The organism is Micromonospora rifamycinica (genome assembly GCF_900090265.1).
Classification (GTDB): Bacteria; Actinomycetota; Actinomycetes; order Mycobacteriales; family Micromonosporaceae; genus Micromonospora; species Micromonospora rifamycinica.
Map to the genome: position 1 here is coordinate 2,861,803 of NZ_LT607752.1, position 25,785 is coordinate 2,887,587.

Sequence of the window (25,785 nt, forward strand, 5' to 3'; positions counted from 1 at the left end):
GGGCGGGCGGTCAGCCGGTGGGGCGTACCGTCTCGGCCGCGGCGATGGCCACCCCGCGCGCCCCGGCCATGTCCCGGTCCGGGACCAGGGCGAACACGGCCGACGCGGCCTGCTCCGCCCGGAGCACGGTGTGCGCGCGGACGGTGTCGACGAACCAGTCCCGGAACTCCGCCGTCGCCTCCACCACCCCGCCACCGACGAAGTACGCGTGCGGGTCGGTGAAGTTCGCCGCGACGGTGAACAACCGGCCGAGCGCCACCGCCTGCTGGGTGAAGACCTCCCGGGCCAGCGGATCACCGCGCTCGGCGTACCCCCGGAGCAGCTTCGCGGCCCGCGCCGACGGCTCCCGGGTCAGCGGGTGCCCCGGATACCGCGACAGCCAGTACGGCAGCAGGTTGCGCCCGATCGCGGTCAGCGAGGCGACGCTCTCCGCGTCCCCGACGAACCCGCAGGCGCACCGCGGTTCCGGCTGGTCGGGGGCGAGCAGCCCGGCCAGCGGGAGGTGCACGTGGCCGAGTTCGCCGGCCATCCCGGCCGCCCCGGTGACCACCCGGCCGTCGACCACCACCCCGCCGCCGAGACCGGTGCCGACGATGGCCGACACCGACGACCGGGTGGCCGCGTCGGCTCCGAAGTGGACGTGGTGGGCGTAGAGCGCGGCGGCGTTGCCGTCGTTGTGGTAGACCACCGGCAGGCCGAGCCGCCGCTCCAGCGCACCCCGCACGTCGAAGCCGTGCCAGTCCGGCTGCGCGAAGTTCGTCGACCCCCGGGACGAGATGACCCCGGTGGCGCTGGCCGGGCCGGGGGTGTCCAACCCGACCGCCCGCACCAGCTCGCGGCGCACCCCGGCGTGCGCCAGCACCCCGTCGAACGCGCGGGCCAGCGCCTCCACCGCCGCCTGCGGGCCGGCGGTCACCTCGCTGGGGATCTCCACCAACCCGTCCACCAGGAACCGGCCATCCAGGCTGAGCACGGTCGCGTTGTTGCTGGTGCCACCGTTGTCCAGCCCGACCACCACCGGTGCGTCCGCGTCACCCATCGCCACCTCCGCCGCGCCTGCTGCGAGGTTAGTTCCCGTTTCCGCCGCCCGTCACGCCCCGACACAGGCGGTGGAGCGGTCGGCCCGGGTCCGCTCACTCCGGGCGGCGGGCCAGCACGCCGGTGGCGTCCCACTCCTCGGCGTGCAGCACGGTCGGCAGCAGGCCCAGCCCGGTCATCGCCGTACACAGCGCTTCGGCCTGCCTGTCGCTGACCTCCACCACCAGGTGCCCCCCGGGCCGCAGCCAGTCGACCGCCCCGGCGGCCACCCGCCGCAGCACGGCCAGCCCGTCGGCACCGCCGTCCAACGCCACCGCCGCCTCGTGCAACCGGGCCTCCGCCGGCATCAGCGCCACCGCCGGGGTCGGCACGTACGGGGCGTTGGCCACCACCACGTCCAGCCGGCCCCGCCGGTCGGGCGGCAGCGGGTCGAACAGGTCACCCTGCACCACGGTGGCGTCCCGGCCCGCCAGGTTACGGCGGGCGCAGGCGACGGCGGCCGGGTCCACGTCGACGGCGGCGAGCCAGCGCGGGGCGAGTCGGTCGGCCAGCGCGACACTGATCGCCCCCGACCCGCAGCACAGGTCGACCACCGCCGGTGCCGGGCCGGCGACCGACACCGCGGCCTCCACCAGCAGCCCGGTCCGCGCCCGGGGGACGAACACCCCCGGGTCGACGGCGATCCGTCGACCGCAGAACTCGGCCCAGCCGAGCAGGTGTTCCAGGGGTTCGCCGGCCACCCGCCGGTCGGTGAGGGCGGCCAGTTCGCGCGGCGAGCCGGCGGCGGCGGTGAGCAGTTCGGCCTCGTCCTCGGCGTAGACACAGCCGGCGGCGCGCAGCCGGGCGACGAGAGCGGTGTGGTCGTGGGGGTACGGAGCTGCCATGGTGCTGCCTCTTTCGGGAACGTACCTCGACGCTCCCACCGTCGCTACCGCGGCGACGGGTGTCCCGCTTCCGCGGCGACGGGGACTCGACGGGGAGCGCCGGTCCTGTCGTGTGGGGGATCGGACTCACCTCCTCGGGTCGGGGCCGCCCGTGCGGCCGGCATCACGATAGCGGATCGGAAACCCCCGCGGCGTCCAGTGCGGCGGCCACGTCGGCGACCAGGTCGGCGCTATCCTCCACCCCGCAGGAGAGCCGGACGAAACCCGGGGCGGTGTCGTCGCCCCACTGCGCCCGCCGGTCGGCGCTGGTGTGCAGGCCACCGAACGAGGTCGCGGCGGTGACCAGTCGGGACGCGGCGACGAACCGGGCCACCCGGTCGGCGTCCCCCAGGTCGAACGAGAGCACCCCGGGCATCCGCCGGAGCTGCCGCGACGCCACCGGGTACGCCGGATCCTCCGGCCGCCCCGGCCAGCGCAGCCCGGTCACCCCGGCCCGGCCGGCGAGCAGCTCGGCCAGCGCCGCCGCGTTGGCGGACTGCCGGGCCAGCCGAAGGTCCAGGGTGGCCAGCGAGCGGTGGGCCAGCCAGGCGTCGAACGCCCCGGGCACCGCGCCGGTGGTGGTCCGCCACCCCGTCACCGTCTCCAGCAGCTCCGCCGACCGGGACGCCACGTAGCCGAGCAGCAGGTCGGAGTGGCCGGTCAGCGCCTTGGTGCCGGAGGCGACCACCAGGTCCGCGCCGAGGTCCAGCGGGCGCTGCCCGAGCGGGGTGGCGGTGGTGTTGTCCACCGCCACCAGCGCGCCGGCCGCGTGCGCCGCGTCGGCCAGCACGGCGATGTCGACCACGTCCAGGCCCGGGTTCGCCGGGGTCTCCAGCAGCACCAGGCGTACGCCGTCGAACGACGGGTACGGCCCGGCGGTGGGCGCGAAGACCACCTTGACCCCGATCCCGGCGAGGGTGGCGGTGGCGAACGCCCGGACCGGGAAGTAGCCGTCGGCGGGGAGCAGCACGGTGTCGCCGGGCCGCAGCACGGCCAGCAGCAGCCCGGTGATGGCCGCCTGGCCGGAGGCGAAGACCCGGCAGTCGCCCCCTTCCAGCTCACCGATGGCGGCCTCCAGCAGCCGCCGGGTCGGATTGTCCGGGCGGCCGTAGCCGTTCGGCGTCGCGCCCGGCCCCTGCCACGGGTCGAGGTGGTAGGGCGCGGCGAACACCGGGCCGGGCAGGAACGGCTGTCCGGGCTCGGGCGCGGGCAGCCCGGCGTGCACGCACCGGGTGCCGTCGTGCCAGTGCCCGGTGGGCGGGACGGGGCGGCTCATTCGTACGACTCCGGCTTGGCGGTCCGGCTCATCAGGGTGTCCACCGCGAGCCTCGGGTCCATTCCCTCGTGGCAGATCCGTTCGATCTGCTCGGTGATCGGCATCTCCACCCCGTGCGCGCGGGCCAGGTCCCGGATGGCCAGGCAGCTCTTGACGCCCTCGGCGGTCTGCCGGGTGGCCGCCTGCGCCTGTTCGAGGGTCTCCCCCCGGCCCAGGTGCTCGCCGAAGGTGCGGTTGCGGGCCAGCGGCGACGAGCAGGAGGCCACCAGGTCCCCCATGCCGGCCAGCCCGGCGAAGGTGATCGGGTCGGCGCCGAGCGCCACCCCCAGCCGGGCGGTCTCGGCCAGCCCCCGGGTCATCAGCATGGCCCGGGTGTTGTCGCCGAAGCCCATCGCGGTGGCGATCCCGTACGACAGGGCGATCACGTTCTTGACGGCCCCGCCCAGCTCGCAGCCGATCACGTCGTCGTTGGTGTACGGCCGGAAGTACGGGGTGCGGATCGACTGCTGCACCAGTTCGGTACGGCGGGCGTCGGTGCCGGCGACCACCGTCGCCGCCGGCTGCTCGACGGCGATCTCGGGGGCCAGGTTGGGGCCGGAGACCACCACCACCCGATCCGGGGTGACCCGGGCGGTCTCCACGATCACCTCGCTCATCCGTCGGGTGGTGCCCAGCTCGATCCCCTTCATCAGGGAGACGAGGGTGGCGTCCGGGGCGAGGTGCCCGGCCCACTCGGCGAGGTTGCCGCGCAGCGTCTGCGACGGCACCGACAGCACCACCAGCTCCGCGCCGGAGATCGCCTTGGCCGGGTCGCCGGTCGCGGTGACCCGCTCGGGCAGGCGGAGCTCCGGCAGGTAGTCGGGGTTGCGCCGGTGGTCGCGGATCGCCTCGGCGACCTGCTCCCGCCGGGCCAGGATGGTCACCTCCCGACCGGCGTCGGCGAGGATCTTGGCGAACGCCGTCCCCCAGGATCCGGCCCCCAGCACCGCCACGTGCCCACTCACGCCGTCGCCTCCCCACCGTCGGCGACGCGACCCGGCGTCGCGGGCCGACCGATCCGACCGTTCATGCCCCTGCCGTCCCTGCGTCGCACCGGTCGATCCACTCGCTCATTCGGTCACCTCGGGTTTGTGCGGACGGGCGGGACGTTCCCACAGCGGCGGGGGTGTGCCGCCCCGGATGCCGGCAAGCAGGTCACGCAGAGTCAACATGATCTGGTCGGTCATCTCCTCCAGCACCACCCGGCTGGGGGCCTCCCCGGCCCACCGGCTCAGGTCGACCGGCGGACCGGCCACCACCGTCACCGGGGTCCGGGGCCGCAGGCCCACCCGGCGGGTACGCGGGTCGAAGAGCCGCTCCGGCCCCCACATCGCCACCGGGACCACCGGTGCGCCGGTGGCCAGCGCCAGCCGGGCCGCCCCGGTCTTGCCCCTCATCGGCCACAACTGCGGCTCCCGGGTGATGGTGCCCTCCGGGTAGATGACCACCGCGCCCCCGGCGTCCAGCGCGGCGACCAGCCGGTCCAACGACCTGACCGCGACGGAGGTCTCGCGTTCCACCGGGATCTGCCGGCAGCGGTGCAGGATCCAGCCGACCACCGGCACCCGGAACACGCTGGCCTTGCCGAGGAACTGCGGCCACCGGCCGGCGTCGTAGATGAAGTGCGCGCAGACCAGCGGATCGGTGTGCGAGAGGTGGTTGGGGACGATGATGACGCCGCCGTCGGTGCGCAACCGCTCGGCCCCGTGCCAGGTGCGCCGGGTCCAGGCCAGCATCACGGGCTTGACCAGCACCACGGCGAACCGTCGCCAGAAACCCAGCCTGCGCCGTGCCACCCGTGCCTCCTCGTCACCCGCCCGCGCGCCGCAGCCCCACCGTTGCGTGCCCGCAGCGGAAATCATGCCTGCTCGTCCCGGGTACGGCCAGTGAGGGTACCGCCGTCGACGCTGGCAGGATTGTCGACGTGGGCCGAGCGAGGTGGGTGGTGGTGGTACCGGTCAAGCGGCTGCGTGCCGCCAAGAGCCGGCTGCGGGGCGCGCTGCCGGCCGTACCGCACGAGGAGCTGGCGCTGGCCCTGGCGGCCGACACGGTCGGCGCGGCGCTGGCCTGCCCGGCGGTGGCCGGGGTGCTGGTGGTCACCGCCGACCCGCGGGTGGCGGCGGCGGCCGGTGCGGCGGGCGCCCGGGTGGTGCCGGACCGGCCGGACGCCGGGCTGAACGCCGCCCTGCGGCACGGCGTCGACGCGGCGGTCACCGACGGTGACCGGCAGACCTGGGTGGCCGCCCTCACCGCCGACCTGCCGGCGCTGCGCCCGGCCGAGCTGGCCGCCGCGCTGCACGCGGTCACCACCGGCCCGCCCGGGGTACGCCGGTTCGTGGCCGACGCCCCCGGCACCGGCACCGCGCTGCTCGCCGCGCCGCCCGGGGTGCCGCTGGACCCCCGGTTCGGGGTCGGCTCCGCCGCCGCGCACCGGGCCTCCGGGGCGGTGCCGCTGACCGGTCCGTGGCCGAGCCTGCGCCGGGACGTGGACACCGCCGCCGACCTGGCCGACGCGGCCCGGCTCGGCCTCGGCCCGGCCACCCGGGCGCTGACCGGCGTCGCGGTCGGCCCGACCGGGCCGACCGCTCCCCCGGGCTGAGACACCGGTGTACGGTGCTGGCATGCAGGGCACCGTGGCGACCTTCGACGCGTCGACCCGCACCGGCGTGCTGCTCCTCGACGACGGCACCGAGCTGCCCTTCCCGGCCCGCGCCTTCGACGCCTCCGGGCTGCGCCTGCTCCGGCTCGGCCAGCGGCTCCGGGTGGAAACGGATCCGGACGGCGGGGTCGTCCGGGTGACGTTGCCGACCATGGCCTGAACAACCCGGCCCAAGTTCATTTTGCGTTAACCAGAATCGGGTGATTATGAGCGGGTGAGCACCCCTCGCGAGCACCCCACCAGCCCGTCCACCGCCACCGACCCGACCGGCTCCCGCAACGGCACCCGCCGCCGGGGCGCCTCCCGCACCCGCCGCGCCGCCGAGGACGTCACCGCCACCGCACCCGACTCCCCCGCCGCCAGCGCCGCCGGGGCCTCCGCCGGCCTGGACGAGGTGCTCGACACCGGCGACCGGCCCACCGCCGAGGACGTGCCCGCCGGGGCGGGGTCGACCGCCGACGACGGCCCACCCGTCGTCGAGCCGCTGCCGGCGGACCGGTTCCTCAACCGGGAGCTGTCCTGGCTCGACTTCAACGGCCGGGTGCTGGCGCTGGCCGAGGACCCCGGCACGCCGCTGCTGGAACGGGCCAAGTTCCTGGCCATCTTCGCCAGCAACCTGGACGAGTTCTACATGGTGCGGGTGGCCGGGCTCAAGCGGCGGCTCTCCGCCGGCCTGCCGGTACGCGGCGGGGACCGGCTGCCGCTGCGCACCCAGCTCGAGCGGATCACCGAGTGCGCCGCCGGGCTGGTCGCCCGCCAGGCCGCCTGCTTCGTCGACGACCTGCTGCCGCAGCTCGCCCGGGAGGACATCCGGATCACCCGCTGGGCGGAGCTGGACGACCCGGAGCGGGAACGGCTGCGCACCTACTTCCGGGAACACATCTTCCCGGTGCTCACCCCGCTCGCGGTGGACCCGGCGCACCCGTTCCCGTACATCTCCGGGCGGTCGCTGAACCTGGCCGTCGCGGTCCGCGACCCGGACGGCGGCTCGGAGCTGTTCGCCCGGGTGAAGGTCCCCAACAACGTGCCCCGCTTCGTCCGGGTCGGCCGCGACCAGCCGGGGCTGCGGATGCTGCCGGTCGAGGACCTCATCTCGGTGCACCTGGGGCAGCTCTTCTCCGGCATGCAGGTGGTCGAGTGCCACCTGTTCCGGGTCACCCGCAACGCCGAGGTGGAGGTCGACGAGGACCGCGACGAGGACCTGCTCCAGGCGTTGGAACGGGAGCTGGCCCGGCGGCGCTTCGGGCCCCCGGTCCGGCTGGAGGTGGCCGCCTCCATCTCCGACCACATGCTGGGGCTGCTCGTCCGCGAGCTGGACATGGACGACCACGACGTGCTGCGGGTGCCCGGCCTGCTGGACCTGTCGGCGCTGTGGCAGCTCTACGGCGAGGCGGACCGCCCCGACCTCAAGGACAAGCCGTTCGTGCCGGCCACCCATCCCCGGCTGACCGAGGGCGAGGTGCCGCGCAGCGTCTTCGCCACCCTGCGCGACGGCGACGTGCTGGTGCACCACCCGTACCACTCGTTCGCCACCAGCGTGCAGCGCTTCGTCGAGCAGGCCGCCGCCGACCCGAACGTGCTGGCCATCAAGCAGACCCTCTACCGCACCAGCGGGGACTCCCCGATCGTCGACGCGCTGGTCGACGCCGCCGCCGCCGGCAAGCAGGTGGTGGTGCTGGTGGAGCTGAAGGCCCGCTTCGACGAGGTGGCCAACATCGGCTGGGCGCGCACCCTGGAACGGGCCGGCTGCCACGTCGTCTACGGCCTGGTCGGGCTCAAGACGCACTGCAAGACCGCCCTGGTGGTGCGCCAGGAGGGCAACCAGATCCGCCGGTACTGCCACATCGGCACCGGCAACTACCACCCCAAGACCGCCCGACTGTACGAGGACTTCGGCGTGCTCACCGCCGACCCGGAGATCGGCGCCGACCTGACCGACCTGTTCAACGTGCTCACCGGGTACAGCCGGCAGACCGCGTACCGACGGTTGCTGGTCGCCCCGCAGGGCATCCGTAGCGGCCTGATCGAGCGGATCGAACGGGAGATCGCCCACGTCCGGCTGGGCATGCCGGGGCTGGTGCAGTTCAAGGTGAACTCGCTGGTCGACGAGGAGATCACCGACGCGCTCTACCGGGCGTCGCGGGCCGGCGTCCACGTGGACCTGCTGATCCGGGGCATGTGCACGCTGCGGCCCGGGGTGCCGGGCCTGTCGGAGAACATCCGGGTCCGCTCGATCCTCGGCCGGTTCCTGGAACACTCCCGGATCTTCCGGTTCGGCAACAACGGCGACGCCGAGTTCTGGATGGGGTCGGCCGACCTGATGCACCGCAACCTCGACCGCCGGGTGGAGGCGCTGGTGCAGGTCAGCGACCCGGTGGCGCGGGCCGAGCTGGACCAGGTGATGGGGTACGCGATGAGCCCCGAGGTGGACGCGTTCGAGCTGGCCGGGGACGGCACCTGGACCCGGCGTACCGGCACCGCCGAGGAACCGCTGCACGACCTCCAGGAGCTGCTGCTGCGCCGGGTGGGCAGCTCCGCCGGCTGACCCCCGGGCGGCGGTCCAGTTCCGCCGGCTGCCCCCGGGCGGCCGTCCGGCGGGCCGGGCGGGCGACCGGTGCCACACGCTTGCCGGACGTAGGGTGACCAGATGACGGAGGAGGACGCGACCGGTATCCGGGCGGCCGGTGGGGTGGCCTGGCGGCCGTCCGGGCACGGCGGGGTCGAGGTCTGCCTGGTGCACCGGCCCCGCTACGGCGACTGGTCGCTGCCCAAGGGCAAGCTGGAGCCCGGCGAGCATCCGTTGCTGGCCGCCGTCCGGGAGGTGGCCGAGGAGTCCGACGTCCGGGCGGTGCCGCAGGTCCGGCTGCCCAGCGTGCGGTACCGCAGCGAGGGGCGGCCCAAGGTGGTCGACTACTGGTCGATGCGGGCGGTGGACACCGGCGGCTTCCAGCCGGACACCGAGGTCGACGACCTGTGCTGGCTCGACGTCGACGCGGCGGTCGCCCGGGTCAGCTACCCGCACGACGCGCAGGTGCTGACCGCGTTCGCCGCGCTGCCCCCGGTGACCGGCACGGTGGCGCTGGTCCGGCACGCGCACGCCGGCCGGCGGGCCACCTGGTCCGGGCCGGACACCGCCCGACCGTTGGACGCCGAGGGTGTCGCCCAGGCCCGGCTGCTGGCCCCGCTGGTCGCCCTCGTCCGGCCGGTCCGGCTGCTGTCGGCCTCGCCCCGCCGCTGCGTGCAGACCCTGGATCCGGCGGCCGCCCTGCTGGACCTGCCGATCGAGGTGTGCGGGGACTTCGACGAGCCGAAGCCGGGTCAGCAGGTCGACGAGTGCGCGCTGGCCGCCGCCGGCCGGCTGACCACGCTGGCCGCCACCGGGGAACCGGTCGCGGTGTGCAGCCAGGGCAAGGTGATCCCGGGGGCGTTGGCCCGACTGACCGGGCGGGAGGACGACTTCGGCACCGCCAAGGGCGGGGGTTGGCTGCTGGCCTTCGCCGCCGACCGGCTGCTCGCCGCCGACCGCCTCTGAGTGCACGGGAACGGGCGCCCACCGGTGTGGTGGACGCCCGTCGGGTCGTACCCGGAATTCACCGCTTGGCGGCGGTCCGCTTCGCCGGCGCCTTCTTGGCGGGCGCCTTCTTCGCGGTGGTGGCCTTGGCCGCCGTGGACTTGGCCGCGGTGGTCGTCTTCTTGGCCGCCGTGCTCCGGGCGGTGGTCGACGTGGCCGCCGCGGTCTTCTTGGCCGGAGCGGCCTTCTTGGTGGCCGCCTTGGTCGCGGGGGCGGCCTTGGTGGCCTTGGCCGCGGCGGTCTTCCGCGCGGCGGTGGCCGTGGTCTTCTTGGCGGCGGTCGCCGTGGTCTTCTTGGCGGCGGTGGCCTTGGCACCCGTCGCCTTCGCCCCCGTCGCCTTCGCCCCCGTCGCCTTGGCACCGGTGGCCTTCGCCCCGGTCGCCTTGGCGGCGGTGGCCTTGGCACCGGTCGCCTTGGCACCCGTCGCCTTCGCCGTGGTGGCCTTGGCCGCCGCCGTGGTGGTGGTCTTCTTCGCCGGAGCGGCGGTCTTCGGCACCTTGCCGGTGGCCACCATCTCCTTGAAACCGGCGCCCGGCTTGAAGGCCGGGACGGATGTCTTCTTGACCTTCACCGCCTCACCGGTACGCGGGTTGCGCGCTGTTCGCGCCGCCCGGACACGCTTCTCGAACGATCCGAATCCGGTGATCGCCACTTTGTCGCCCTTGGTGACCGCCGCCTGGACCTCGGCGAGGACCGCGTCGAGCGCCGCCGTCGCCGACTTCCGGTCCCCCAGGCGAGCGGCGAGCGCCTCGATGAGCTCGGCCTTGTTCACGACTTCCTCCCGATTGTGCAACTGACTCGACGCGAGCCATTCTGCGCGCACCGTATGCCCTGTGCTGCCTGGACACAAACATTCGGCGGAAAAAAGCCCTTGTGTCGTAACGGATTCGCCCCCACCGGATGAACCGGTGGGGGCGAAAACCGTACGGAAATCAGTCGTACGGCTAGCGCACGGCGGGGGTGAACGACGGCCGACCCGCCTCGTACGCCTCGATGTCGGCGAGGTGCCGGAGGGTGAGTCCAATGTCGTCCAGGCCCTCCATCAGCCGCCAACGGCTGTGGTCGTCGAGCGGGAACGACCAGGTGTACCCGCCGACCCGGACCTCGCGGGTGGTCAGGTCGACGGTCACCGGCGTGGTCGGGTCGGCTTCCACCAGTTGCCAGATCTGCTCGACCGCGGCCGGTTCCAACTCGACCGGAAGGAGCCCTTCCTTGAGCGAGTTGCCGCGGAAGATGTCACCGAACCGGGGGGAGACGACCGCCTGGAAACCCCAGTCGCGCAGCGCCCAGACGGCGTGCTCGCGGGACGACCCGGTGCCGAACTCCGGCCCGGCCACGAGGATCGAGGCGCCGGAATAGGCCGGGTTGTTGAGCACGAATGCCGGGTCCTCCCGCCACGCGTTGAACAGACCGTCGGCAAATCCCGTCCGGGTCACCCGCTTGAGGTACACGGCCGGGATGATCTGGTCGGTGTCCACGTTGGAGCGACGCAGCGGCACGGCGGTGCCGGTGTGGGTGGTGAACTTGTCCATCTCTCGGCTGCCCTTCTACAGGTCGGCGGGGGCGGAGAGCCGGCCGGTCACGGCCGTGGCGGCGGCGACCTGCGGCGACACCAGGTGGGTACGCCCACCCCGGCCCTGCCGGCCCTCGAAGTTGCGGTTGGAGGTCGATGCCGAACGCTCGCCGGGCTTGAGCGTGTCCGGGTTCATGCCCAGGCACATCGAGCAGCCGGCGAACCGCCACTCCGCACCGGCGTCGGCGAAGACCTTGTCCAGCCCCTCCGCCTCGGCGGCCTCCCGCACGGCGGCGGAACCGGGCACCACCAGCATCCGCACCCTGTCGGCGACCCGGTGGCCGCGCAGCACGTCGGCGGCGGCCCGCAGGTCCTCCAGCCGGCCGTTGGTGCAGGAGCCGACGAAGACCACGTCGACGGCGACGTCCCGCAGCGGCGTCCCGGGGGCGAGGTCCATGTACTCCAACGCCCGGCGCGCGGCGGTCCGCTCGGCGTCGGTGGCGAACTCCTCCGGATCCGGCACGGCCGCCCCCAGCGGCGCACCCTGACCGGGGTTGGTGCCCCAGGTGACGAACGGGGTGATCCGGCTCGCGTCCAGGGTCACCTCGGCGTCGAAGGTCGCGCCGTCGTCGGTGGGCAGCGTCCGCCAGTAGGCCAGCGCCGCGTCCCACTCCGCCCCGGCCGGCGCGTGCGGCCGACCCTTGAGGTACGCGAAGGTCGTCTCGTCCGGCGCGATCAGCCCCGCCTTGGCGCCCCACTCGATGGACATGTTCGCCACCGTCATCCGGCCCTCCATCGACAGCGCCCGGATCGCCTCGCCCCGGTACTCCACGATGTGGCCGCGCCCACCGCCCGTGCCCACCTGCGCGATCAGCGCGAGGACCAGGTCCTTGGCGGTGACGCCGGGGCCGAGCTGACCGGTGACGTTGACCGCCATCGTCTTCGGCCGGGCCTGCGGCAGGGTCTGCGTGGCCAGGACGTGTTCGACCTCACTGGTGCCGATGCCGAAGGCCAGCGCACCGAACGCGCCATGGGTGGCGGTGTGCGAGTCGCCACAGACGATCGTCATACCGGGCTGGGTGACGCCCAGCTGCGGGCCGATCACGTGCACGATCCCCTGGTTCTCGTCGCCCAGGGGGTGCAGCCGCAGGCCGAACTCGGCGCAGTTGCGGCGCAACGTCTCGATCTGGGTGCGTGACGTCGGGTCGGCGATCGTCAGCAGGTCACCACGGCGCAGCCGGAACGCGGGATCGTCGTACCCGGTCGGGGTGTTGTGATCCTCGGTCGCGAGCGTGAGGTCGGGACGACGGACCTGTCGACCGGCCAACCGCAGCCCGTCGAACGCCTGCGGGCTGGTCACCTCGTGCAGCAGGTGCAGGTCGATGTAGAGCAGGTCCGGCTCGCCCTGCGCGGTCCGTACGACGTGTGCGTCCCAGACCTTCTCGGCCAGGGTCCTCGGTTGAGTGACTCCCACCATCTGGACATCCTAAATTCTGGGAGGTAAATTTCGGCTTGTGGGACACAGTATGAGCGGTGTCGGCGTCCTCGACAAGGCGGTAGTCATCCTGGCCGCCTGTGTCGACGGCGCGAGTCTGGCCGAACTCGTTGAACGCACCAAGCTGCCCCGAGCCACCGCACACCGGCTGGCCCAGGCACTGGAGATCCACCGGATGCTGGTCCGGGACACCCAGGGGCGGTGGCGCCCCGGCCCCCGGCTCGGCGAGTTGGCCAACGCCGCCCCGGACGTCCTGCTGACCGCCGCCGAGCCGCTGCTCGCCGCGCTGCGCGACGCCACCGGGGAGAGCGCCCAGCTCTACCTGCGCCGGGCCGACGAGCGGGTCTGCGTGGCCGCCGCCGAACGGGCCAGCGGCCTGCGGGACACCGTGCCGGTCGGCTCCGTGCTGCCCATGACGGCCGGCTCAGCGGCGCAGATCCTGCTCGCCTGGGAACCCCCCGAGGCCGTCATGCCGCTGCTGCCCCGGTCCAAGTTCACCGGCCGCACCCTCGCCGAGGTACGCCGCCGGGGCTGGGCGCAGAGCGTCGCCGAACGCGAACCCGGTGTGGCGAGCGTCTCCGCCCCCATCCGGGACCGCACCGGCCGGGTGATCGCCTCGATCAGCATCTCCGGCCCGATCGAACGCCTCGGCCGCCGCCCCGGCGAACGCCACGCCATGGCCGTCGTCCGCGCCGGCCAACGCCTCTCCGGCCTCTGAACCCACCCGCACCCCCACCTGCTCCACCCCACCCGTCCGCTCCACCCCGCCCGTCCACTCGATCCCGCCCGTCCGCTCCACCCCACCCGTCCAGCACGCTGTCCAAGCCATCCCGCCCGTCCACCCCCACCACTCCCTCCATCCCGCCCGCCGCTCCTTCCCGCCGCCCTCTCGCACCCCCGCTCGACAAACCCCCACACCCGACCCGGTTGATCAAGAGGTTTGCGTCAAACCCTCAGTTGATCAAGAGGTTTGCGTCAAACTCCCTGGTCGATCAAGAGGTTTGCGTCAAACCCCCACGTTGATCAAGAAGTTAGGGTCAGGCTTGAAGATCAACCTGACGTAAACCTCTTGATCAACGGGGCTGACGGCGGGAACGGCGGGAACGGCAGGGGTGACGGTGGGAACGGGGGGGTGACGGTGGGAACGGGGGGGTGGGGTGCGGGGGCGGCGGGCGGATCGGGGTGGAGCACGGGAATGGCGGGTGGGGGTGGATTGCGAGCGGGGCACGAGGGGGTGGATGCCGGGGAGGGCGAGAGGAGTGGGGCGCCGGGGCCGGTAGATGGCGGAACGGCGATCGGCCCGTCTCGTGGGCGAGACGGGCCGATCGTGTGGTAGCCCCGACCGGATTCGAACCGGCGCTACCGCCTTGAGAGGGCGGCGTCCTGGGCCACTAGACGACGGGGCCAGGCACTTTTCCTGCTTCACCACCCAACGGGGCGGTGTGGCAGTAGTCTAACGGCACCCGCACCCGGTGCCCGCAACCGGGGTGGGCCGCCCTGAGGTCGGCCCAGGGGCGGCGGCGCACCACCGACGGGAAGCACCGCGCGACGGGGAACGCCGCGAGGGAAGGCCCCCGACCGCACCATCACGGGCAACACCACGAGGGAACGCCCCCGACCGCACCGCAACGGGCAATACCACGAGGGAACGCCCCCGACCGCACCGCAACGGGCAACACCACGTGGAGGCACCCCGACCACACCGCGCCGGGGGCACCGCGAAGAAGCGCCGCGCCGGGGAGCACCACGGGGAAGCACCTTGCCGGCGCACAGTACGACAAGGCGGTACCGCGAGGGAAACATCTCGACGGAGCACCGCAACGGGCGGCACCGGGCGCGCTCCGGGAGGGCAGGGCGTCTCGTGACGGGGAGCACGTCGGACACGAAGAAGCCCGCCCCAACCGAGTGGGACGGGCTGTCAGCGTTGTAGCCCCGACCGGATTCGAACCGGCGCTACCGCCTTGAGAGGGCGGCGTCCTGGGCCACTAGACGACGGGGCCAGAACATAGCTTGTGCTTCCCCACCCGGCAGGGCGGGGAAGCTGCACTCTATCAGAGATCGACTTCTACCCCGTGCGGGGAGGGAGCGGAACTCCGTCAGAATCCAGCGTCCACGGATTCGGGTGAACCCGTGGTTGCGCTGGGGTACCAGGACTCGAACCTAGACTAACTGAACCAGAATCAGTTGGGCTGCCAATTACCCCATACCCCATTGGCCCCTTGCGGCGCCGGGATGGAACTTTACCCTCCCCGCGCCAACAGGCCAAATCCGATCCCCCCAAACCGCCCTTGAGCTGCGGAAACAGGGTTTCGGACGGTCAGCCGACCGGCACCACCGAGTTGGTGAGTTCGCCGATCCCTTCGATCCGTACGGTGACCGTATCCCCATCGGTGAGCGGACTAACCCCGGCCGGGGTGCCGGTCAGCACCACGTCCCCGGGGAGCAGCGTCATCACGTGCGAGATGTACGACACCAGGGCCGGCACGTCGAACACCATGTCCTTGGTCCGGCCGAGCTGGCGTACCTCCATCTCGTCCGGGTTGCGGCCCACCTCGCAGCGGACCTCCAGGTCGGTGACGTCGACGTCGGTGGTGATCCAGGGGCCGAGGGGGCAGAACGAGTCGAAACCCTTGGCTCGGGTCCACTGCCCGTCGGACCGCTGGAGATCCCGGGCGGTCACGTCGTTGGCGCAGGTGTAGCCGAAGATGGCCCGAGCGGCGGTGGCCCGGTCGACCCGGCGTGCCCCGGGTGCCCCGATCACCACGGCCAGCTCGGCCTCGTGCTCGACCTGCTTGCTGAAGACCGGCAGCCGGATCGCGTCCCGGGGGCCGATCACCGAGGTGGACGGCTTGAGGAAGAGCAACGGCTCCGTCGGCACCTCGCTGCCGTGCTCGGCGGCGTGCTCGGCGTAGTTACGCCCGACACAGACCACCTTGCTGGGCAGGATCGGCGAAAGCAGCCGTACGTCGGGCAGTGCCCAGCGGGCACCGGAGAACTGGAGCTGCCCGAACGGGTGGCCCTCGATCTCGGCGATGGTCAGACCCTGTGGCCCGCCCTCCGCCTCCCCCTCGACGACTCCGAACGACATTCCCTTGGCATGAGCGAAACGAGCGATACGCACCCGGCCAATCTATCCCCACGACGGCCCGCCCCGTCGGCCGCCGGGCGATCGTCGGCGCAGCTTAGGGCACCGGTCGCCGCTGCGGGCGGGATTCGGCGCTTCGTACCCGGGCGGAGGGTCCGCGCCCCTAGCGTCGGCGTCGGAGGTTCGTTGGTATGCCTGCATCGAGACGACACCACAGGGTCCTCGCGGTCTTCGTGAACTGCCTGGGCATTCTCGCCGCCGTACCGGCGCTGCCCGGTCCCGGGGCGAACCCGGCGACCGCAACGACGACACCGGCGGCGGCAACGGCGACACCGGCAAGAGCGCCGGACCCGACGACGGCGCCGGCGGCGGCAACACCGGTTGGGCCGACAGCAGCGGCGGAACCGGCGAGGGCAGCGCCGGTCGGGGTCGCGGCCCCGCACCGGGCCGCGACGGCCGCGCCCGGGGTGGCGGCCAGCGGCGCGGTGATCCCGGTCACCCCGTCGGTACCCGCCCCGGGAATGACCACCGCCGGCAACCCGGGTGTGCCCCGGCCGACACCGCAGCTCACCGTCGCCGTGGCACCCGCCGCGACCGCGGTGCCCGGCTACCGGATCCTGGTCCGCAACACCGGCGGCTCGGCGGTGCAGACCATGGTGCGGCAGGAGCTGCCGGCCAACACGTCGACCACCGCGGTCAGCGCGGGCGGTCTCGCCACCCGGCCGCGCGGCTCCTCCGGCGGCGGGGAGGTCACCTGGCGGCTCGTCGTACCGGCCGGGGCGACCCGGACCCTCGACACCGCCCTGGCCGCCACCGCGCCCGGCCAGGAGCTGACCGCGCCGGCCTGCGCCTACACCAGGGACGGCGACCAGCCGTACGACTGCGCGACCGCCACCTGGCGCGGCGCGGCGGCCCCCGAGGCCGCGGTGCCCGCGACGCCGGTCTGGCGGCAGCCCCTGATCCTGCTCGGCGCGGCCCTGGTGGTGCTGGCGCTGCTCGTCGGTGGGCTCTGGTGGCGGCTGCGGGCCCGGCGGCGGGTCAGCGGCATCGCGCCGAGCGGCACCGCCCCGACGGCGGCCGGCACCACGCCGTACGTCGGTGGGCCGGCGGCCCCGGGCGGCGGGACGGTGTATCCGCGACCCGCCACGCCGGGACGACCCGGGCGGCCCCGCAGCCCGTCGGTGTGGCTGGTGGTGGGGGTCGCCGCGACCGTGCTGGCCGGGGTGGTCTCGGTGGCCGCCTGGACGGCCACCCGGCAGGTCGCCGCGATCGACACCAGCAAGCAGCCGACCGCCGGGGCGTGGACGGGTACCACCATGACCGGGTCCGTCGGCACCCCGCTGCGGGAGAAGGCGTTCGAGTTCACCGTCTACCGGGTGGCCTGCGCCACCGCGCAGGCGGCGAGCCAGCGGTGCCAGGCCACCGTGGGGGTGCGCAACGTCACCCCGGAGCAGCAGAGCTGGCACGGCCAGCTCCAGCGGGCGTACCTGCCGGGCGGGACCTGGGTCAGCACCGACGAGGACGCCACCCGGCTGGCGAACCTGGGCCGGGACGTCTTCGCCGAGCCGGTCTCGGCGGGCAGCCGGGTGGTACTGCCGCTGGTCTTCACCGTGCACGGGATGCAGAAGCCGAAGCAGTTGGAGCTGCGCAGCGGGGTGTTCTCCGCCGGGGTCCGGGTGGCCGTGCCCTGATCCGCCGACGGGCGGCGGTCGTGTCCCGACGGGGTGACCGGGCGGCGGTCGTACCCTGAGGGGGTGACCGCCGCCCTCGTTCCCGCCGCCCTCGACGCGGCTGACTGGCAGGCCCGGCGGGCCGCCCACCAGGCGCGGGTGGCCGCCTGGCTGGACCCGCACCTGGCCCGTCGCCGCACCGGCGGCCGGCACCCGGTGGAGGACTTCCTCTTCACCTACTACTCGTACCGGCCGGCGCAGCTGCGCCGTTGGCACCCGGGCGTCGGCGTGCTGCTGCGCGACGCCGACCCGGCCGAGTTCGGCCCCGACTACCGCGCCGACCCCGCCGGGGTCACCCTCGCCACCGACCGGGTACGCGGCCGACGCGCCGAGTCGATCGTCTGGATCCGGGACCTGCTGGCGGCGACGGCCGGGCGACCGGCGCATCTGGGCTGCTTCGGGATGCACGAGTGGGCGATGGTCTACCGGCAGACCCAGGAGGAGGTCCGGCACAACGCCTGGCCGCTGCGGCTCAGCCCGGAACGCACCGCCGAGGTGGTACGGGACCGGGGCGTCCGGTGCAGCCACTTCGACGCGTTCCGGTTCTTCACCGTACCGGCCCGGCCGCTGAACGTGCTCCAGCCGACCCGGGAGACCCAGCACGCGCTGGAGCAGCCGGGTTGCCTGCACGCCAACATGGACCTCTACAAGTGGGCGTACAAGCTCTCCCCGCTGGTCGCCTCGGAGCTGGTCGCGGACTGTTTCGCGCTGGCCCGGCGGATCCGGGCGCTGGACATGCGGGCCAGCCCGTACGATCTGGCCGCCCTCGGCTATCCCCCGGTCCGGGTGGAGACCCCCGAGGGGCGGGCCGAGTACGCGGCGGCGCAACGCGACTTCGCCGGGCAGGCCGCCGTGCTCCGTGCCCGGCTGCTGGCCGCTCTGGACCTCGCCGGGACCGTCCACAGCTGACCGTCCGACGCACGCCTCGACTGCCGGCTGTCCGCCCGTCTCCTGCATGATCACGCTCGAACCACGAAGTAGTGGCCTCCGTCGTCCGGGAGGCCACTACTTCGTGGATTCAGCACGATCTTGCGGGTGTTCTTCGGCGAATGGGTGGACCGGTCAACTGGCGGTGCAGGTCGCCGTCGGGGCGGTGGCGGTGCCGGTGTTGGTGCCGAGGAACCCGAAGGTGGCCTCGGCCGCCGGGGCGAGCGCGCCGTTCCAGCCCACGTTCCGGGCGGTGACCGCGCTGCCGGTCTGGGTCAGCTCGGCGTTCCAGGTCTGGGTGATCTGCTGCCCGGCGGGCAGGGTGAAGGTGACCCGCCAGCCGGTGGTGCGCGCGGCGCCGGTGCTGCGCACTGTCACCTCGCCCTGGTGCCCGCCCTGCCACTGGTTGGTGATCCGGTAGCTGGCGGTGCAGGCCACCCCGGCGGGCGGCGAGGTGGTCGGCGGGTCCACCGTGGGCGACCCGGTGGGGCTGACCGTGGGGCTCGGTGTCGGGGTGGGTGAGGTGGTGGGGCTGCCCGTCGGGGTGCTGGTCGGGGTGGTGCCGTCGAGCGCGGCCACCAGCGCCGGGTACCACCGGTCGGACATCTTCTGGTCGCCGGCCGCGTTGGGGTGCACCCCGTCGTAGGTGTCGGTGGTGGTGCTGAAGCCGGTCCACTGGTCGACCACCACGATCGGCGACGCGGCGGTGGTCTTCCCCGCGGCCCAGCCGTCGATCACGGCGTTCAGGGCGACCGCCCGCTGCCCGCACTCGGCGCAGCTCGACGGGGCCATCGGGATGATCTTGGCGACGATGATCCGCATCGCCGGGTTGCTGGCCCGCATCTGGTCGACCAGCCTCGAGTACGCGGTGAGGATGGTGGCCGGCGCGATGTTGCTCCACACGTCGTTGGTGCCGAAGTGCATCAACACGATGTCGGGGTGGGTGGCGGCGAGCCAGCCGGGCAGCAGGTTCTGGTTGGCCACGTTGGTCACCAGGTAACCGCCGTGGCCCTCGTTGTCCCCGTCGTACGGCTGGCCGCAGCCCTGCGGACCGAGGGTGCCGACGAAGTCCACGTTGGTGTGTCCGGTGGACTGGAGACGGTTCCAGAGGATGGACCGCCAGCAGCCGGGCGAGCCGGTGATCGAGTCGCCGAGGGGCATCACCCGCAGTGGGGTGGCCGCGGCGGGCCGGGCCGCCGGAGCGGCGACCAACCCGACGAGCAGGGTGAGGGGGACGGCCGCGAGCGCGGCGAGCAGGGCGGAGAGGAACGGCTTTCGGAGCATGCTGAGGGGACTCCTGTCACGTGACGGCGTGCGGTCGGTGACGGCCCGGTTGCTCCCACCCACATCTCAGCAGACCGGGTGGCCGCGACTCAACGCCCTCCCGCATCCTGGCGAAGCGTTTCGACGCGCAGCCGCTCCTCCAGCGCCGCCAGGGTGTCGACGAACCAGAGCTGGCCGCCCCGGTCGGCCTCGACGACGAAGTCCCGCAGGGTGGTGCTCCGCGTGACGTGCCCGGCGATGTCGCCCAGCACGACCAGCCGGAGCCGGTAGTTGGCGAACTTCTGCACCACCTCCCCCGCCACCCCGGTACGCAGCGTGAAGAACTCGACGGCGAGCCGGCGCACCGGCAGCACCACCAGCTCGACCCCGTGGCCCAGCGCCGCGCCGATCACGTCGGTGGCGTCGTCGCCGCCGCAGATCCTCGGCCCGTCCGGAGCGCAGGCGAGCACGGTACGGCCGGCGAGGGTGACCAGGGTGTCGGTGGACATGCCCGCCAGCGTAGGCAGGCCGGACCCGACCCGGGTGCGGTTTGCCGGGTGCGCCGCAGGGGTGGCACGGATCCGGGCGGCGCGGGTCAGTCCCCGTCGGCCCGCCGGTCCCGCTTGCGCTGCGACTGGCGTTTCTTGTCGGCCAGGCGGCGTTCCTTGGCACCGCGCGAGGGGCGGGTGGGCCGGCGGGGTGGCGGCGGCGGGGCGACGGCTTCGCGCAGCAACGCGGCCAGCCGCTCCCGGGCCGCCTCCCGGTTGGCCAACTGCGCACGGTGCTCGCTGGCGGCGATGGTGAGCACCCCGTCGACCAGCCGGCCGGCGAGCCGCTCCAGCGCCCGTTCCCGCAGCGCCGGAGGCAACCCGCTGGTGCCGGCCAGGTCGAAGCTCAGCTCGACCCGGGAGTCGGTGGTGTTGACCCCCTGCCCGCCGGGGCCGGACGAGCGGGAGAACCGTTCCCGCAGCTCGGCGGCGGGCACTGTCCACCGGTCGGTCACCCGCAGTCCGTCGTCCACCCCGCGAGGCTAACGCCCCCGGCCGACGCCGCGCGGCGCGGTCGCCGCCGGGCCGGGGCCACCACACCCGCGCGGGGGGCGCCGAGGCCCCGGCGCGGTCACCGGGGGCGCGGGCCGCCGCAGCCGACCGCGAGGGCTCAGCCCCCCTTGCCGATGATGGTGTCGGCGGTCTGCTGCACCTGGTCGATGGGGATGGCGAAGCCGATGCCGATCGAGCCGCTGCCGTCGATGGTGGCGATCGCGGTGTTCACCCCGACCACCTCGCCCCGGGCGTTGACCAGCGGCCCACCGGAGTTGCCCGGGTTGATCGACGCGTCGGTCTGCACCGCGCTGCGCCGGCTGGTGCCCAGCCGTACCTGCCGGTTCAGGGCGCTCACGATCCCGGCGGTCACCGTGCCGGCCAGGCCGAGCGGCGAACCGACCGCGAGCACCGGCTCGCCGACCCGGGTGGACCGGGGCTTGGCCAGCGGCAACGGGGCCAGCCCGGCGGCCGACGGCACCTTGAGCACCGCCAGGTCGCTGCCGGGTTCGCGGCCTACCACGTCGGCGGCGTACCGGCGACCGTCCGGCATCTCCACGGTCACCGCGCCCCCACCCCCCTTGGCCAGGATGTGGTCGTTGGTGACGATGTGCTGCTCGTTGTCGATGGCGAAGCCGGAGCCGGTCGCCGACCGCCCGGCGGCACCCCCGCCGACCAGCACGGACACCACCCCCGGCACGGTCTTCTGGGCGGCGGTGACCAGCTCAGCCGGCACCGGGGCGGCGGAGGCCGCCGTCGACCCGGCCCCGTCCTGACCGGCCACCCAGCCACCGGCCGCCGCGCCGGAGACGGTGGAGAGGGCGACCACCGCGGCGGCGGTCCACAACCGGCCCCGCCACCGTCGTCGGGACGGGTCCTCCCCCGGCCCCGGCACGTCCCACCGGTGCCGGCCGTCCGGTCCCAGGTCGGGTGAGAGGAACCAGGGGCCCCGGGGCTCCCCCAGACCGGTCTGTACTGCCATACGTCCGCTCCTCACTGTGCGCTGCGACGGACAGGGGCCACGCCGTCCCCGCCTCAGGGGAGGCGGGAGAACCAGCGCATCGATCCGGCCGCCGCCCCCATGGCGAAGACCAGCCCGAGCCCGATGAACCGGGCGGAGATGTCCTGACGTTCCTTGCGGTAGCCGACCGAGGAGCCGATGTCCTCGTAGACGTCGCGCAGTTCGGCGCTGCTGCCCGCCTCGTGGAAGCCGCCCCCGGTCTCGTCGGCGACCGCCCGGAGGGTCTGCCCGTCGACCGGCACCTGGATCGGCCGGCCACCCCGGTCGACGAACCCGCCCGGGGTGCCGAACGAGATGGTGTGCACCGGCACCTTCGCCGCGACGGCCGCCGAGGCCGCCTCCATCGGGTCCGCGCCGGAGGTGTTCGCCCCGTCGGAGAGCAGGATGACCCGGGCCGGCGGCGGCTGCTTGGCCGCCTTCTCGTCGAGGCTCTTGACCGCGCCGAGGGAGGCGCTGATCGCCTCGCCGATGGCGGTGCCCTGGACCCCGGTGATCCCCTCGGCGAGCCGGTCGATCCCATCGTGCAGGGCACCCCGGTCGGTGCTCGGCGGCACCAGCACCGCCGCGCTGCCGGCGAACGCGACCAGCCCCACGTTGAACTCGTCCGGCAGCCCGTCGACGAACGTCCGGGCGGCCTCCTTGGCGGCGGTCAGCCGGTCCGGTTCCACGTCGGTGGCGAGCATCGAGGTGGAGACGTCCACGGCGACCATCACGGTGGCCCGCTCCCGGGGCACCCGCACCTCGGCGGTGGGCCGGGCGAAGCCCACCACCAGCAGCGCCAGCATGGCCAGGAACAGACCGGCGGGCACGTGCCGCCGCCAGGCCGGTCGCTGCGGGGCGACCCGGTCGAGCAGCCGCAGGTTGGTGAAGCGGACGGCGTACCGGCTGCGTCGGCGCTGGGCCAGCAGGTAGGCGGCGGCCAGCGCGGCCACCCCGAGCAGCAGCAGGAGCCGCAGCGGTGACTGCCAGTTCACGCGACACCGCCCCGGGTGGCGGCGGACGCGGTGGCCAGCCGGCGTTGGGCGTACACGTGCCGCACGATGTCGGCGGTCCAGTCCCGGTCGGTCCGCAACGCCAGGTGCCCGGCCCCGCTGCGGCGCAGCACCCGGGCCACCTGGGCGCGTTGCGCGGCGGCGGCACCGGCGTACCGGCGGCGCAGCTCCGGATCCCCGGTCCACACCTCGCGGCACCGGCCGCTCTCCGGGTCGACCAGGGTGACCAGGCCGACGTCGGGCAGTTCCCACTCACGCGGGTCGGTGATCTCGACCGCGAGCACCTGGTGCCGGGCGGCGAGCCGGCGCAGCGCCGGCTCCCAGGGGGGCTGGGCGTCGTCCTCGTCGGGGAGCCCGTCGAGGAAGTCGGAGACCACCACCACCAGCCCCCGCCGCACGGCGACCCGGGGCACCGCCGTGAAGGCCCCCGCCAGGTCGGGGCCGGTTGGCGGGGCACCGACGTCCGCCCGGGGGGCGTGCAGCAACGCGCGGAGCAGCCGCAGCAGATGGGTACGCCCGGAGCGGGCCGGGAACCGGCGCAGCCCGTCGGTGCCGAGCACCAGTGCGCCGAGCCGGTTGCCGGTCCCGGCGGTCAGGAAGCCGACTGCGGCGACGGCGGCCACCGAGAGTTCCCGTTTGTCCAGCTCGGCGGTGCCGTACTCCATGCTGGGGCTGGCGTCGACCAGCAGCCAGGTGGTCAACTCGCGGTCGGCGTCGACCTCGCGGACGTGCGGGACGGTGGTCCGGGCGGTCACCGCCCAGTCCATCCGGCGTACCTCGTCCTCGCCGGGGCGGTACTCGCGGCTGCCGGCGAGTTCGCTGCCGGGGCCGGGCAGCAGGCCGCGCAGCTGGCCCTGGAGCAGCCCGTCGAGCCGGCGGGTGACGGTGAGTTCGAGCCGGCGCAGCCGCTGTGCGGGGGCGAGGTCGGCCAGCGTCGGGTCGGCCGGAACGGAGGTCGTCGGCACGGAGGTGGTCGGCGGTCTCACGCCGCCCCCAGGACGGGCGCGTACTCGGGGTGGCCGGTGGCGAGCACCGGTGGCGGCACCGCCTGGACCAGCCGGTGCACCACCGCCTCGGCGGACACCCCGTCGGCCACCGCGTCGAAGGAGAGCACCAGCCGGTGGGCGAGCACGTCGACCGCGAGTTCGCGGACGTCCTCGGGAAGCACGTACTCGCGGCCCCGCAGCAGCGCCTGGGCACGGGCGGCGGCGACCAGGCCGAGGGTGGCCCGGGGGCTGGCCCCGTACGCCAGCAGCGGGGCGACCTCCGGCAGCCCGAAGCGGGCGGGGTCGCGGGTGGCCAGGATCAGCCGGACCACGTACTCGGCGAGCGCGTGGTGCACGAAGACGTGGGCGGCCCGGCGCTGGTAGTCGCGCAGCCGGACCGGGTCGAGCACCCGGCGCGGGCGGGGCCGGTCGCTGCTCATCCGGTAGAGGATGGCCAGCTCGTCGGCGTCGCCCGGGTAGTCGACGACGACCTTCATGAGGAAGCGGTCGCGTTGTGCCTCGGGAAGCTGGTACACCCCCTCGGACTCGATCGGGTTCTGGGTGGCCAGCACCAGGAAGGGCTCCGGCACCGGCCAGCTCCGCCCGCCGATGGTCACCTGCCGCTCGGCCATCGCCTCCAGCAGCGCCGACTGGACCTTGGCCGGGGCCCGGTTGATCTCGTCGGCGAGCACCAGGTTGGCCATGATCGGGCCGAGTTCGACGTCGAAGCTCTCGGTCGAGGCGCGGTAGATCCGGGTGCCGACGATGTCGGAGGGGACCAGGTCGGGGGTGAACTGGATCCGGGTGAAGGTGCCGCCGACGACGGTGGCCAGGGTCTGCGCGGCCAGTGTCTTGGCGACGCCGGGCACCCCTTCCAGGAGGCAGTGCCCGTCGGCGATCAGTGCGGTGAGCAGTCGTTCGACCAGCCGGTCCTGCCCGACGATCACGCGTCTGACCTCGAAGAGGGTCTGTTCCAACTCCGCGCCCGCCGCATCGGCTTCGACCGCGCTGGGCAGGCTGGCCAGGGTGTCCGAGATGTCCGTCACGGTGCTTGCTTCCCGGGCCGGTGGGCAGGCAAACGTCGGAAATTCCGTCCCTGGCAGGCCCTTTCCCCACCGGACCGGGACGACCCGCCCGTTCGGGCGGCAACCTCGTTCCGGCCGTTCGCCCCCGCCCGGTCCATCGACCCGGGTCGGGGTGCGGAGCGGCGGCCCGGGACCACTGCCATCGACGGCGGCCCGGGGCCACCGCCGCCGGGGAGCGCCCTGGGGCCACCGCCGCCGGGGAGCGGCCTGGGGCCACCGCCGACGACGACGGCCGGCCGCCGGGGGGGGCGGTCACCGGCGGTGCCGGGGACTCCACGACGGACGGTGCCGACCCCCGGAACGGGGGCCGGCACCGTCGACGCGGCCGGGCGTCAGTTGGCGACGAACAGGTGGAACGGCTTGCTGGATACCGAGCCGCCGGAGCTGTACGTCTGGATGAAGACGCCGTTCGGGGTCTGGTTGCGCGGGGCGACCGAGATCTCGCCGGCCGGCGGCACGTTGAACTGGTCGTTCGTGCCGATGGTGGCCTGGAACGCCTTGCCGACCACGCTGTAGTCGAGCAGCACCTGGTACTGCCCGGTGCCGTACCTGGTCGACGACACGACGTTCGCCGAGTGCTGGAGCAGGGTGCCGTCGCTGGCGACGACCGCCCAGGCGACCGAGCCCGAGGCCGGCGGGGCGAGCGCGGCCTTCAGCGCCGCACGGGCCTGCTTGGCTTCGGCTGCCGTCACCGGCGGCTGACCGGTGGCACCGGCCAGCCGGGCACCCGGCTGAGCCACCTCGGCCGGGGCCTTGGTCGCCGGTTGTGCGGCGGCGATCCCGCCGCCGGCCAGGGTGAGCGCCAGGACGCCGAGCGTCACCGCCGCCGCCTTACGCCTGAAGAATGTGGCCATGACAGGTCTCCCTTTTGTGACCGTGGCGATACGGCCGACCCGCCGTTCGGTGGGCCGGATGGTTACTGCGGGCAAGCCGGAAAAGGCGGGAGCAGATAGCCCCGCCGGGGCCGAATGGTCTGTCAACCAACCCCAAATACCCGGCCTGAGCAGGGATTACTACGCTCCGTTGTGGCGCCTCAACCACGAGGAACGTAACACCGCCAAAAGGGGACCGTCAATAGTTGATCATTGCGTTTCGCTATCCGGAAAACGATTCTGGAAATTGCGAAAGGTGAAGGCCCGACC

Annotated in this window: 24 protein-coding genes and 3 tRNA genes; 7 read left to right on the forward strand and 20 right to left on the reverse strand. The window is 73.9% G+C overall.

Annotation, left to right across the window (positions count from 1 at the left end; all coding sequences use genetic code 11):
* Window positions 1–10: 10 nt before the first annotated feature.
* The 5 genes from GA0070623_RS11580 to GA0070623_RS11600 all read right to left on the reverse strand — a co-directional run bounded on the left by GA0070623_RS11580 (window position 11) and on the right by GA0070623_RS11600 (window position 5,072).
* The gene (locus tag GA0070623_RS11580) at window positions 11–1,039 is read right to left on the reverse strand and encodes an ROK family protein (protein WP_067311636.1); all 1,029 of its coding nucleotides are present in this window, start codon (window positions 1,037–1,039) and stop codon (window positions 11–13) included.
* Window positions 1,040–1,133: 94 nt separating this feature from the next.
* Window positions 1,134–1,922: a putative protein N(5)-glutamine methyltransferase gene (locus tag GA0070623_RS11585; RefSeq protein WP_067311638.1), complete on the reverse strand. Its 789-nt coding sequence runs from the start codon at window positions 1,920–1,922 to the stop codon at window positions 1,134–1,136.
* Between the two features lie 163 nt (window positions 1,923–2,085).
* Window positions 2,086–3,237, reverse strand: coding sequence for a cystathionine gamma-lyase (locus GA0070623_RS11590; protein ID WP_067311641.1), 1,152 nt, complete (start codon window positions 3,235–3,237; stop codon window positions 2,086–2,088).
* On the reverse strand, window positions 3,234–4,241 hold the full coding sequence (locus GA0070623_RS11595) for an NAD(P)H-dependent glycerol-3-phosphate dehydrogenase (RefSeq protein ID WP_067311644.1): 1,008 nt from the start codon (window positions 4,239–4,241) through the stop codon (window positions 3,234–3,236). Before GA0070623_RS11595 ends, GA0070623_RS11590 begins: the two co-directional genes overlap by 4 nt.
* 105 nt (window positions 4,242–4,346) lie before the next feature.
* Window positions 4,347–5,072 carry a lysophospholipid acyltransferase family protein gene (locus GA0070623_RS11600; RefSeq protein WP_067311646.1) on the reverse strand — a complete coding sequence of 242 codons (726 nt, stop codon included), beginning with the start codon at window positions 5,070–5,072 and terminating at the stop codon, window positions 4,347–4,349.
* Window positions 5,073–5,200: 128 nt separating this feature from the next.
* On the opposite strand from GA0070623_RS11600, the gene cofC reads away from it, so the two are divergent.
* From cofC to GA0070623_RS11620, 4 genes are all read left to right on the forward strand, one after another.
* On the forward strand, window positions 5,201–5,875 hold the full coding sequence (gene cofC, locus GA0070623_RS11605; RefSeq protein WP_089004011.1) for a 2-phospho-L-lactate guanylyltransferase: 675 nt from the start codon (window positions 5,201–5,203) through the stop codon (window positions 5,873–5,875).
* Between the two features lie 22 nt (window positions 5,876–5,897).
* Window positions 5,898–6,095 carry a cold-shock protein gene (locus tag GA0070623_RS11610; RefSeq protein ID WP_067311649.1) on the forward strand — a complete coding sequence of 66 codons (198 nt, stop codon included), beginning with the start codon at window positions 5,898–5,900 and terminating at the stop codon, window positions 6,093–6,095.
* 225 nt (window positions 6,096–6,320) lie between these two features.
* A complete protein-coding gene (locus GA0070623_RS11615; protein ID WP_331715221.1) occupies window positions 6,321–8,480 on the forward strand; it encodes an RNA degradosome polyphosphate kinase in 2,160 nt (719 codons plus the stop codon).
* A gap of 102 nt (window positions 8,481–8,582) precedes the next feature.
* On the forward strand, window positions 8,583–9,467 hold the full coding sequence (locus tag GA0070623_RS11620; RefSeq protein WP_067311655.1) for an NUDIX hydrolase: 885 nt from the start codon (window positions 8,583–8,585) through the stop codon (window positions 9,465–9,467).
* A 58-nt stretch (window positions 9,468–9,525) separates the two neighbouring features.
* On the opposite strand, the gene GA0070623_RS11625 is transcribed toward GA0070623_RS11620, so the two are convergent.
* The 3 genes from GA0070623_RS11625 to leuC form a co-directional block, all read right to left on the reverse strand.
* Entirely contained in the window at window positions 9,526–10,278 is a 753-nt protein-coding gene (locus tag GA0070623_RS11625; protein ID WP_067311658.1) for an HU family DNA-binding protein, read from the reverse strand.
* Window positions 10,279–10,450: 172 nt separating this feature from the next.
* Complete coding sequence (gene leuD / locus GA0070623_RS11630; protein WP_067311662.1) at window positions 10,451–11,038, reverse strand: 3-isopropylmalate dehydratase small subunit; 588 nt, start codon at window positions 11,036–11,038, stop codon at window positions 10,451–10,453.
* Between the two features lie 15 nt (window positions 11,039–11,053).
* The gene (gene leuC, locus GA0070623_RS11635; RefSeq protein ID WP_067311665.1) at window positions 11,054–12,496 is read right to left on the reverse strand and encodes a 3-isopropylmalate dehydratase large subunit; all 1,443 of its coding nucleotides are present in this window, start codon (window positions 12,494–12,496) and stop codon (window positions 11,054–11,056) included.
* A gap of 49 nt (window positions 12,497–12,545) precedes the next feature.
* On the opposite strand from leuC, the gene GA0070623_RS11640 reads away from it, so the two are divergent.
* The gene (locus GA0070623_RS11640; RefSeq protein WP_067311668.1) at window positions 12,546–13,232 is read left to right on the forward strand and encodes an IclR family transcriptional regulator; all 687 of its coding nucleotides are present in this window, start codon (window positions 12,546–12,548) and stop codon (window positions 13,230–13,232) included.
* Window positions 13,233–13,844: 612 nt separating this feature from the next.
* Here GA0070623_RS11640 and GA0070623_RS11645 read toward each other — a convergent pair.
* From GA0070623_RS11645 to GA0070623_RS11660, 4 genes are all read right to left on the reverse strand, one after another.
* Window positions 13,845–13,920, reverse strand: a tRNA-Glu gene (locus GA0070623_RS11645).
* Window positions 13,921–14,441: 521 nt separating this feature from the next.
* Window positions 14,442–14,514 (reverse strand) — tRNA-Glu (locus GA0070623_RS11650).
* A gap of 139 nt (window positions 14,515–14,653) precedes the next feature.
* Window positions 14,654–14,725: transfer RNA gene (locus GA0070623_RS11655), tRNA-Gln, on the reverse strand.
* 106 nt (window positions 14,726–14,831) lie between these two features.
* Window positions 14,832–15,635, reverse strand: coding sequence for a fumarylacetoacetate hydrolase family protein (locus GA0070623_RS11660; protein ID WP_084261425.1), 804 nt, complete (start codon window positions 15,633–15,635; stop codon window positions 14,832–14,834).
* Window positions 15,636–15,790: 155 nt separating this feature from the next.
* On the opposite strand from GA0070623_RS11660, the gene GA0070623_RS11665 reads away from it, so the two are divergent.
* Together GA0070623_RS11665 and GA0070623_RS11670 are read left to right on the forward strand one after the other, a co-directional pair.
* Entirely contained in the window at window positions 15,791–17,290 is a 1,500-nt protein-coding gene (locus tag GA0070623_RS11665; RefSeq protein WP_067311034.1) for a hypothetical protein, read from the forward strand.
* A 63-nt stretch (window positions 17,291–17,353) separates the two neighbouring features.
* Window positions 17,354–18,238 (forward strand): 3-methyladenine DNA glycosylase, encoded by an 885-nt coding sequence (locus tag GA0070623_RS11670; RefSeq protein ID WP_067311048.1) that lies wholly within the window; start codon window positions 17,354–17,356, stop codon window positions 18,236–18,238.
* Window positions 18,239–18,391: 153 nt separating this feature from the next.
* Here the strand turns inward: GA0070623_RS11670 and GA0070623_RS11675 are convergent, their stop codons facing one another.
* From GA0070623_RS11675 to GA0070623_RS11710, 8 genes are all read right to left on the reverse strand, one after another.
* Window positions 18,392–19,540 carry a cellulose binding domain-containing protein gene (locus GA0070623_RS11675; protein WP_067311031.1) on the reverse strand — a complete coding sequence of 383 codons (1,149 nt, stop codon included), beginning with the start codon at window positions 19,538–19,540 and terminating at the stop codon, window positions 18,392–18,394.
* 89 nt (window positions 19,541–19,629) lie between these two features.
* Window positions 19,630–20,028 (reverse strand): DUF4180 domain-containing protein, encoded by a 399-nt coding sequence (locus GA0070623_RS11680; RefSeq protein ID WP_067311028.1) that lies wholly within the window; start codon window positions 20,026–20,028, stop codon window positions 19,630–19,632.
* 86 nt (window positions 20,029–20,114) lie between these two features.
* The gene (arfB, locus tag GA0070623_RS11685) at window positions 20,115–20,540 is read right to left on the reverse strand and encodes an alternative ribosome rescue aminoacyl-tRNA hydrolase ArfB (RefSeq protein WP_067311025.1); all 426 of its coding nucleotides are present in this window, start codon (window positions 20,538–20,540) and stop codon (window positions 20,115–20,117) included.
* Between the two features lie 137 nt (window positions 20,541–20,677).
* Window positions 20,678–21,541 (reverse strand): S1C family serine protease, encoded by an 864-nt coding sequence (locus GA0070623_RS11690; RefSeq protein ID WP_067311022.1) that lies wholly within the window; start codon window positions 21,539–21,541, stop codon window positions 20,678–20,680.
* 53 nt (window positions 21,542–21,594) lie between these two features.
* Window positions 21,595–22,554: a VWA domain-containing protein gene (locus GA0070623_RS11695; RefSeq protein ID WP_067311019.1), complete on the reverse strand. Its 960-nt coding sequence runs from the start codon at window positions 22,552–22,554 to the stop codon at window positions 21,595–21,597.
* Window positions 22,551–23,558, reverse strand: a complete 1,008-nt coding sequence (locus GA0070623_RS11700; protein ID WP_231932756.1) for a DUF58 domain-containing protein — start codon at window positions 23,556–23,558, stop codon at window positions 22,551–22,553. The genes GA0070623_RS11695 and GA0070623_RS11700 overlap by 4 nt, the downstream gene beginning before the upstream one ends.
* Window positions 23,555–24,604 (reverse strand): AAA family ATPase, encoded by a 1,050-nt coding sequence (locus GA0070623_RS11705; RefSeq protein WP_067311016.1) that lies wholly within the window; start codon window positions 24,602–24,604, stop codon window positions 23,555–23,557. Before GA0070623_RS11705 ends, GA0070623_RS11700 begins: the two co-directional genes overlap by 4 nt.
* A gap of 371 nt (window positions 24,605–24,975) precedes the next feature.
* Window positions 24,976–25,497: a hypothetical protein gene (locus GA0070623_RS11710; RefSeq protein WP_067311012.1), complete on the reverse strand. Its 522-nt coding sequence runs from the start codon at window positions 25,495–25,497 to the stop codon at window positions 24,976–24,978.
* Between the last annotated feature and the right edge of the window lie 288 nt (window positions 25,498–25,785).